At 63.9% G+C, this 9,332-nt stretch carries 1 protein-coding gene; it reads left to right on the top strand.

Annotation, left to right across the window (positions count from 1 at the left end; genetic code table 11):
* Positions 1-9,332 (top strand): amino acid adenylation domain-containing protein (locus ACIPY9_RS24320; RefSeq protein ID WP_400707735.1); only part of this gene is annotated, 9,332 nt, incomplete at both ends.

The raw sequence follows: 9,332 nt of genomic DNA, 5'->3' as shown, positions 1-9,332 counted from the left end.
GCCTTCGAGCTGAACGCAGGCAGCCACACCTCCAGCGTGGCCGGTTTCGGTTTCGACGCCATGGCCTGGGAAATCTGGCCGACCCTGTGCGCCGGAGCCACGCTGCACCTGCCACCGGCCGAGATCGGCAACGAACAACTGGATGCCTTGCTCGACTGGTGGCTGGCCCAGCCGCTTCAGGTGGCGTTTTTGTCCACGCCGGTGGCCGAATACGCCTTCAGCCGCGAGTTGCGCCACCCGACGCTGCGTACCTTGCTGATCGGCGGTGACCGGTTGCGTCAGTTCCATCGCGATCCGGGCTTTGCGGTGATCAACAACTACGGCCCGACCGAAACCACGGTGGTGGCCACTTCGGGCCGCTTGCTGCCGGAAGGCAGCCTGGACATCGGCAAACCGATTGCCAACACCCGCGTGTATCTGCTGGACGAACACCAGCAACTGGTGCCGTTCGGGGTGGCGGGCGAGCTGTACATCGGGGGTGACAGCGTGGCCCGTGGCTACCTGAACCGTCCGGAGATGACCGCCGAGCGTTTCCTCGACGACCCGTTCACCGCGACGCCGGGTGCCCGGATGTACCGCACCGGCGACCTGGCTCGCTGGAACGCCGACGGGACCCTGGAGTACCTGGGCCGTAACGACGATCAGGTGAAGATCCGGGGCGTGCGTATCGAACTGGGCGAGATCGAAAGCCAGCTGGGGCAGTTGCCGGGTATCGAAGAGGCACTGGTCGTGGCACGAGAAGACGAGCCGGGCCAGCCGCGTCTGGTGGGTTACTTCATCGAACGGGCTGGCAGCACGCCACTGATTGTCAATGAGTTGCGCACGGCGTTGCTCAGCCAACTGCCGGCCTACATGGTGCCGAGCGCGCTGGTACGCCTGGATGCCTGGCCTTTGACCGCCAACGGCAAGGTGGATCGTCGTGCCTTGCCGGTGCCTGATCGTGAAGCGTTGCACATCGGTGAATATCTGGCACCGGAAGGCGAGCTGGAAACGGCGCTGGCCGGGATCTGGAGCGAGTTGCTGCAAGTCGAGCGGGTCGGTCGGCATGATCGCTTCTTCGAGCTGGGTGGCCACTCCCTGCTGGCGATGCGCATGGTGTCTCAGGTGCGTCAGCGCCTGTCGCTGGAGCTGGCACTCAGTGATCTGTTCGCCGACAGCGCTCTGGCGGCCGTCGCGCACTGTCTGAGTCAGGCAGCCCGCAATGAACTGCCGCCCATCAAGGCTCAGGCACGTAGCGGGGCGGTTCCGCTGTCCTTCGCTCAGCAGAGAATCTGGTTCCTGGCGCAGATGGAAGAGGCCAACAGCGCCTACAACATTCCTCTGGGGCTGCAATTGACCGGGCAACTGGACAGCCGCGCCCTCAAGCGTGCGCTGGAGCGCATTGTGGCGCGTCATGACAGCCTGCGCAGCCGCTTTACCCAGGAAGACGGGGAAGCCCGGGTGCAGGCCGCATCCGCCAGCGTGATGCCGGACCTGTGCTGGCAGGATCTGCGCGGTCAGGATGCCCAGGCCTTGCAGGCCGTGGTCCGGGAAGAGGCGGAACAACCCTTCGATCTGAACCATGACTTGCCCATTCGCGGCCGTCTGCTGTGCCTGGCCGAAGACCGCCACGTCTTGCTGCTGACGGTTCACCATATCGTTGCCGATGGCTGGTCGCTGGGTGTGCTGACCCGTGAACTCACGGCCTTGTACAAGGCCTTCAGTCAAGGGCTGGAGGACCCGTTGCCGCCATTGCCTCTGCAATATGCCGACTATGCCGTCTGGCAGCGTGACTGGCTGGACAGCGAAAGGCTGAGCCGTCAGGGCGATTATTGGCAGCAGGCGCTCGCCGGGGCTCCCGTGCTGTTGACCCTGCCCACCGACCGACCTCGTCCTGCACGTCAGGACTACACCGGCTCCAGTATTCCGGTGCGTTTCAATGCGCGCCTGAGTGCCGAAATCAAGACCTTCTGCCAGCGCCATCAGGTGACACCGTTCATGCTCTTCATGGGCGCCTGGTCCGTGCTGCTTGCGCGCCTGTCCGGACAGAGCGAGGTGGTGATCGGGACACCGGTGGCCAACCGGCGTCGTGCCGAGATCGAAGGCCTGATCGGTCTGTTCGTCAATACACTGGCCGTGCGTGTCGATACGTCGGGCGAACCGGATGTCACGGCACTGCTGGCACGGATCAAGACCCGCGTGCTGGAAGCCCAGGAACATCAGGATCTGCCGTTCGAGCAAGTGGTGGAGCGTCTGCGTCCGCCTCGCAGCCTGGCACACAGCCCGCTGTTCCAGACCTCGCTGGCCTGGGACGGCAGTCAGGGGCTGGAATTGAATCTGGGCGATCTGCTGCTGGAACCGCTGGGTGATCAGCCGACCTTTGCCAAGTTCGATCTCACCCTGAGCATGGGGGAAAGCGAAGAGGGTTTCAGTGGTGCCCTGGACTACGCCACCGCCTTGTTCGACAAGACCACCGCCGAGCGCTATGTGGCCTATCTGGAACCGCTGCTGTGGAGCATGGTTGGCAGCGATCAGGCCGTACCGGCCCGCACCGAGCTGCTGAGTGCGCAGGAGCGTCGTCGCCTGCTGGTGGATTTCAATACCAGCGAGCAGGATTTCGAGCTTGAGCAGCCTTTGCCGGTGTTGTTCGAGGCTCAGGTTTCCCGTACTCCGGAAGCCATCGCTCTGGAGAGCGAGGGCGTGCAATGGAGCTATCGTCAGCTCAACGAAGCGGCCAACCGTCTGGCCCACCACCTGATTGGTCAAGGCGTACAGCCCGACAACCGGGTGGCGGTGTGCCTGGAGCGTGGTCCGAACCTGTTGATCGGCTTGCTGGCCGTGCTCAAGGCCGGCGGTGCCTACGTGCCGCTGGACCCTGGCTACCCCGTCGAGCGTCTGGCCTACATGCTGACCGACAGCGGTGCCCGTACACTGCTGGTCGATGCCGCGACGCAGACGCGCTTTGCCGACAGCCCGTTGCAGCAGATCAATCTGGACGCGGCCATCTGGAACGACCAAGCGGTCTCCAATCCGGTGGTGACGGGCCTGAGCGCCGACCATCTGGCTTATGTGATCTACACCTCCGGCTCTACCGGTCAGCCGAAAGGCGTGATGGTCGAGCACCGTGGCCTGTGCAACCTGGTGCAATGGAGTTCGCTGCTCATCCCGTCGAACGCTGAAGGCGCTCTGCTGCACAAGACCCCGGTGAGTTTCGATGCTTCTGTCTGGGAATTGTTCTGGCCACTGTGCGCCGGTCTTCGCCTGGTGCTGGCGCGTCCTGACGGGCATCGCGATCCGGCCTATCTGGCGCAGTTGATCATTGAGCGGCAGGTTACCGTGGTGCAGTTCGTGCCAGCCTTGCTCCAGCAGTTCCTGGAGCTTGAAGAAAGCAGTCAGTGCGTGTCCCTGACCGATATCGCCTGTGGTGGCGGCGAACTGACCGAGGCACTGGCCCGGCAGGTACGCCAGCGCCTGCCTGGCGTACGCTTGCATAACGTCTATGGTCCGACCGAAACCACGGTGGATTGCAGCGTCTGGACACTGGAGCCGCATGAACCGGTTCCGGGCAATGCATTGCCTGTCGGTCGTCCAATCAGCAATACCCGTCTGTATGTGCTGGACGACCATGACCAGCCGGTCCCGCAAGGTGTGGCGGGCCAGTTGCACATCGGCGGTGCCGGTGTGGCTCGCGGTTACCTGAACCTGCCACAGATGCAGGACGAGCGTTTCATCGACAGCCCGTTCGTGGCCGGGGACCGTCTGTATCGCAGCGGTGACCTGGTGCGTCAGCGTGCCGACGGCGTTCTGGAGTTCATCGGGCGCAATGACTTCCAGGTCAAGTTGCATGGCCTGCGTATCGAGCTGGGCGAGATCGAAGCCCGGTTGAGCGCGCACCCGGCCATCCGCGAAGCGGCCGTGTTGCTGCATGGCGAGCGTCTGGTGGCCTGGTTCAGTTGCCATGAAGGCCAGTCGGCTCCGGATATCCAGACCTTGCGCGAGCATGTTCTGGCGCAATTGCCGGACTACATGGTGCCTTCGGCCTATGTGGCGCTGCCAGCCTTGCCCCTGAGCCCCAATGGCAAGCTCGACCGCGCGGCCTTGCCAGAGCCGGGCGCACAGGCAGTGCTGAGCCGTGACTATGAAGCTCCGCAGGGCGAGACCGAAACGCAACTGGCCGGTCTCTGGGCCGAGTTGCTGCACGTGGAGCAGGTCGGTCGTCAGGACAATTTCTTTGAACTGGGCGGGCATTCGCTGCTCGCTGTGACCCTGATTGCGCGCATGCGCCGTCTGGGCATGACGGCGGATATCCGGGTGCTGTTCGCCCAGCCGACCCTGGCCGCTCTGGCCAGCTCGGTCGAAAACGGCAGTGGCCACGAACTGAAGGTGCCGGCCAACCTCATTGCCGAGGATTGCCAGTGCATCACCCCGGATCTGTTGCCATTGATTGCGCTGGAACAGGACGCCATCGACCGTATTGTCGCCAGCGTTCCCGGTGGTGCGGCCAATGTGCAGGATATCTATCCGCTGGGGCCGCTGCAGGCCGGTATTCTTTACCACCACCTGGCGGCAGGCGATCACGATCCTTACCTGTTGTTGCCGCAGTTCGCCTTTGCCGATCAGTCTCGTCTGGATGCGTTCAGCCATGCCTTGCAGCGTGTCATCGAACGCAATGACATTCTGCGCACGGCGTTGTTCTGGGAAGGGCTGGAGACGCCGGTTCAGGTGGTCTGGCGTCAGGCTCGCCTGAAGGTCGAAGAGATTGCGCTGGATGAACTGGCACATGCGCCCCGCATGGACCTGACCCAGGCTCCGCTGTTGCATCTGGTGCATGCCTTTGACCCGGCCAGCCAGCAGATTGCCGCTGTACTGCGCTTCCACCACGTGGTCATGGACCATGTCGCCCTTGAGGTGCTGGGCCACGAATTGCAGGCCATGTTGCTCGATGATGAAGCCGGGCTTGCGGCTCCTGTACCGTATCGCAACTATGTCGCGCAGGTCCTGCAAGGGCCGGGCGAAGAGGCCCACGAAACCTTCTTCCGGGAACAACTGGGCGATATCGACGAGCCTACCTTGCCTTATGGCCTGCCTGCCGCGGCGGGTGAAGGCGCGCTTGACGAGGCCCGTCTTCCGCTGGACGTCAGCTTGTGCCACAAGGTTCGCGATCAGGCCCGGCAGCTGGGTGTCAGTGCCGCAAGCCTGATGCACCTGGCCTGGGCGCAGGTTCTGGGGCAACTGTCCGGACGTGACAGCGTGGTGTTCGGCACCGTGCTGCTCGGTCGTCTGCAAGGCGGCGAAGGTGTGGAACGGGCCTTGGGCGTGTTCATCAATACCTTGCCGTTGCGCATCGATCTGGGCAGTCAGCCCGTGCGTGAAGCGGTACTGGACACCCATCGCCGCTTGACCGGGCTGCTGGCCCACGAGCATGCACAACTGGCACTGGCCCAGCGTTGCAGTGCCTTGCCGGCGGGCGCTCCGCTGTTCAGCACCTTGCTCAACTACCGCCACAGCGCAGCGCCTCAGGTCCGGGACGAAGCCGCTACCAAGGCATGGCAGGGCATTGAGGTGCTGCATGCCGAAGAGCGCAGCAACTACCCGCTGACCCTGAGCATCGATGACCTGGGGGAAACCTTCAGCCTGACGGCCCAGACGGCACAGGGCATCGACGCACAGCGAGTCTGCGCCTACTTGCAGGAAGCCGTGGCCAGTCTGGTCCAGGCACTGGAGCAGCAGCCCGACGAAAGCGTGCAGCAGTTGTCCGTGTTGCCGACTGCGGAGCGTCAGCGCCTGCTGATCGGCTTCAACATCACCCGTCGGGACTACCCGCGCGAACTGCCGGTGCATCGCCTGTTCGAGCAACGTGCAGCCGCTCATCCGCAGGCCGTGGCCGCAGCGCATGGCAGCCATTCGCTGAGTTATGGCGAATTGAACGAACGCGCCAACCGCCTGGCCCATTACCTGATCGGGCAGGGCGTCAAGCCGGGCGATCACGTGGCGATCCTGCTGCCGCGCTCCATGGACCTGTTGATCGGTCAACTGGCCATCGGCAAATGCGCTGCGACCTATGTGCCGCTGGACATCAATGCACCGGCCGAGCGTCAGGTCTACATGGTCGAGGACTGCAAGGCCGTGTGCCTGCTGACCCGCAGCGCGACTTCGATCGACTCTGCCGCCCGGCGCATCGATCTGGACCGCCTGGCGCTGGACGATCAGCCCGTTCACGACCCGGATCTGGTGCAAGGTTCGGATACCGTGGCCTATGTCATGTACACCTCCGGCTCCACCGGTGCGCCGAAAGGTGTCTGCGTGCTGCATCGCGGGATTTCCCGTCTGGTGCTGAACAATGGCTTCGCTGATTTCAACGAACAGGACCGCATTGCCTTTGCATCCAACCCGGCCTTCGATGCCAGCACCCTGGAAGTATGGGGCGCCTTGCTCAATGGCGGGCAACTGCTTGTCATCGATCACCAGACCCTGATCGACCCTGAGCGTCTGGGTGAGGCCTTGCGTCACGTCAGCGTGCTGTTCCTCACCACGGCATTGTTCAACCAGTATGTGCAGCTGATTCCCGAAGCGCTCAAGGGCTTGCGCTATCTGATGTCCGGGGGCGAGCGTGCCGATCCGGCCAGCTTCCGTGCCATGCTGGAACAGGCACCGGGCCTGCGTCTGGTAAACGGTTATGGGCCGACCGAAACGACCACCTTCGCCACGACCAACGAGGTCCGGGAAGTGGCCGAAGGTGCGGAATCGGTGTCCATTGGCCGACCGATCGGCAATACCAGCATTTACGTGCTGGATGCCCGTCAGTGCCTGGTGCCGCAAGGTGTCATCGGCGAGTTGTACATTGGCGGCGATGGCGTGGCTCAAGGCTACCTGAATCGTCCGGACCTGACGGCCGAGAAGTTCCTGGTCGATCCGTTCAGCGACCAGCCCGGAGCGATGATGTATCGCACTGGCGACCTGGGCCGCTGGCTGGACGATGGCCAGCTGGAGTGTCTGGGCCGCAATGACGACCAGGTGAAGATCCGTGGTTTCCGTATCGAACTGGGCGAGATCGTCAGCCGACTGCACGAATTGCCCGGTATCAGGGATGCGGTGGTGCTGGCTCGTGAGGACGAGCCAGGGCAAGTGCGTCTGGTGGCCTACTTCACCCGTCATCAGGAGGTCGAGGCGCTGTCGCCCGAGCAGATGCGCACGGCCCTGCAGGCCAATCTGCCGGAGTACATGGTGCCGGCGGCCTTCATCGAACTGGCGACCCTGCCTCTGACCGCCAACGGCAAGCTCGATAGCCGCGCCTTGCCGAAACCGGATCGCTCGTCGCTGTTCGGGCTGGCCTATGAAGCGCCGGAAGGCGAGATCGAAATCGCGCTGGCGCAGATCTGGGCCGACGTGCTGCAGGTCGAGCGTGTAGGGCGTCACGACCACTTTTTCGACCTGGGCGGGCATTCCCTGCTGGCCATGCGCATGGTGTCCCAGGTTCGTCAGCAACTGGGCGTTGAACTGCCGCTGGGTGAACTCTTTGCCCTGGGCGAACTGGCTGCCGTGGCTGCGGCCGTGGCCGGTATCGAGCGCACGGAGCAGGCACAGATTCACCTGGCACCCCGTGATCAATCGCTTCCCCTGTCGTTCGCTCAACAGCGGTTGTGGTTTCTGGCGCAGATGGAGGGCGGTAACGAGGCCTACAACATCCCTATGGCCCTGAGCCTGCGGGGTGCGCTTGATGTGGCTGCACTGGATCAGGCACTGGCCCGTGTCGTCGAGCGTCACGAGACCCTGCGCAGCCGGTTCGTTGCCCTGGAGGAAGGGGCCGAGGTGGTGTTTGCGCCGCTGTCCGACGAAACCACGCTGCACCTCGAGGATCTTCGTCTGAACCCCGAGAGCCTGGCCGAGCGTGTCCGCACGGAGGCCGCACGACCTTTCGACCTGAGCCGTGGTCCTGTGCTGCGTGCCTGTCTGTTGCAGGTGGCCGACGATCATCATGTGCTGTTGCTGACGGTGCATCACATCGTTGCTGATGGCTGGTCCATGGGGGTGCTGACCCACGAGCTGCTGGCGCTGTATGCGGCCATTCACCAGGGAAGTCGCGATCCATTGCCAGCGCTGGCGATCCAGTACGCCGATTACGCCGTCTGGCAACGTCAATGGCTGACCGGCGAGCGTCTGCAACAGCAGACGGCGTACTGGCGTCAGGCGCTGGAGGGTGCGCCGACCTTGCTGATGCTGCCGACGGACCGGCCTCGTCCGGCACAGCAGGACTTCAGCGGTGCCAGCCTGAGCGTTCATCTGGACGGGCAGCTCAGTGCCGGATTACGGGCATTGGCGCAGCGTCAGGGCGTGACCCTGTACATGACGCTGATGACCGCATGGGCCACGTTGCTGGCGCGCCTGTCCGGGCAGCACGACGTGGTGATCGGCAGCCCGATGGCGGGCCGTGGCCGCACAGAGCTGGAAGGACTGGTCGGTCTGTTCGTCAACACCCTGGCGGTGCGCATCGATACCTCGGGTGCCCCGACCGGCGAAGCCTTGCTGGCCCAGGTCAAGGCGCGGGTGCTGGAAGCCCAGGATCATCAGGACCTGCCGTTCGAGCAGGTGGTGGAAATCGTCAGGCCGGAACGCAGCCTGGCCCATGCGCCGCTGTTCCAGACCACCTTGAACTGGCTGGCTGGCGGAGGTCAGGCCCCGCAACTGGACGGGCTGGCCGTCTCGACGGTCGAGCAGACCAGTCAGGTGTCGAAGTTCGACCTGTCGCTGAACCTGGGCGAGCAGGGCGAGGAGCTGATCGGCACGCTGGACTATGCAACGGCGTTGTTCGATGAAGCGACGGTGCGCCGTTATGCCCATTACTTCGAGCAGTTGTTGCAGGCCATGGTGGCTCAGGAGCACGTGGTGCTCGATCAAGTCGCACTGGTGGGTGAGCAAGAGCGTCAGTTCCTGCTTGAAACACTCAATGCCTATGACCTCGATCAGGAAACCGTACTGACGATCCACCAGCGCATCGAGCGTCAGGCGCTGGAGCAGCCTGATGCCATTGCCGCGCAAGTGGGTGACCAGTGCCTGAGCTACCGCGAGCTGAACCGCCAGGCCAACGCGCTGGCTCATCACCTGATCGGCCTGGGTGTACGCCCGGACGACCGCGTGGCCGTGGTTGCTCGCCGCAGCCTGGATACCCTGGTCGGTCTGCTGGCCGTGTTCAAGGCCGGTGCGGGTTATGTGCCGGTGGACCCGGCGCACCCGGATGAACGTATCGCCTACTTGCTGGAAGACAGCGCGCCCGTGGCGGTGCTGACCCAGCAGGCGCTGCTGGCCGGTCTGCCGTCGCTGGACGTGCCGGTGATTGCCCTGGATTCGCCGGACTG

It is taken from the genome of Pseudomonas sp. NPDC089734 (assembly GCF_044748865.1).
In the GTDB taxonomy this organism is placed as follows: Bacteria; Pseudomonadota; Gammaproteobacteria; order Pseudomonadales; family Pseudomonadaceae; genus Aquipseudomonas.
This window is presented reverse-complemented; position numbering and strand designations above follow the sequence as displayed.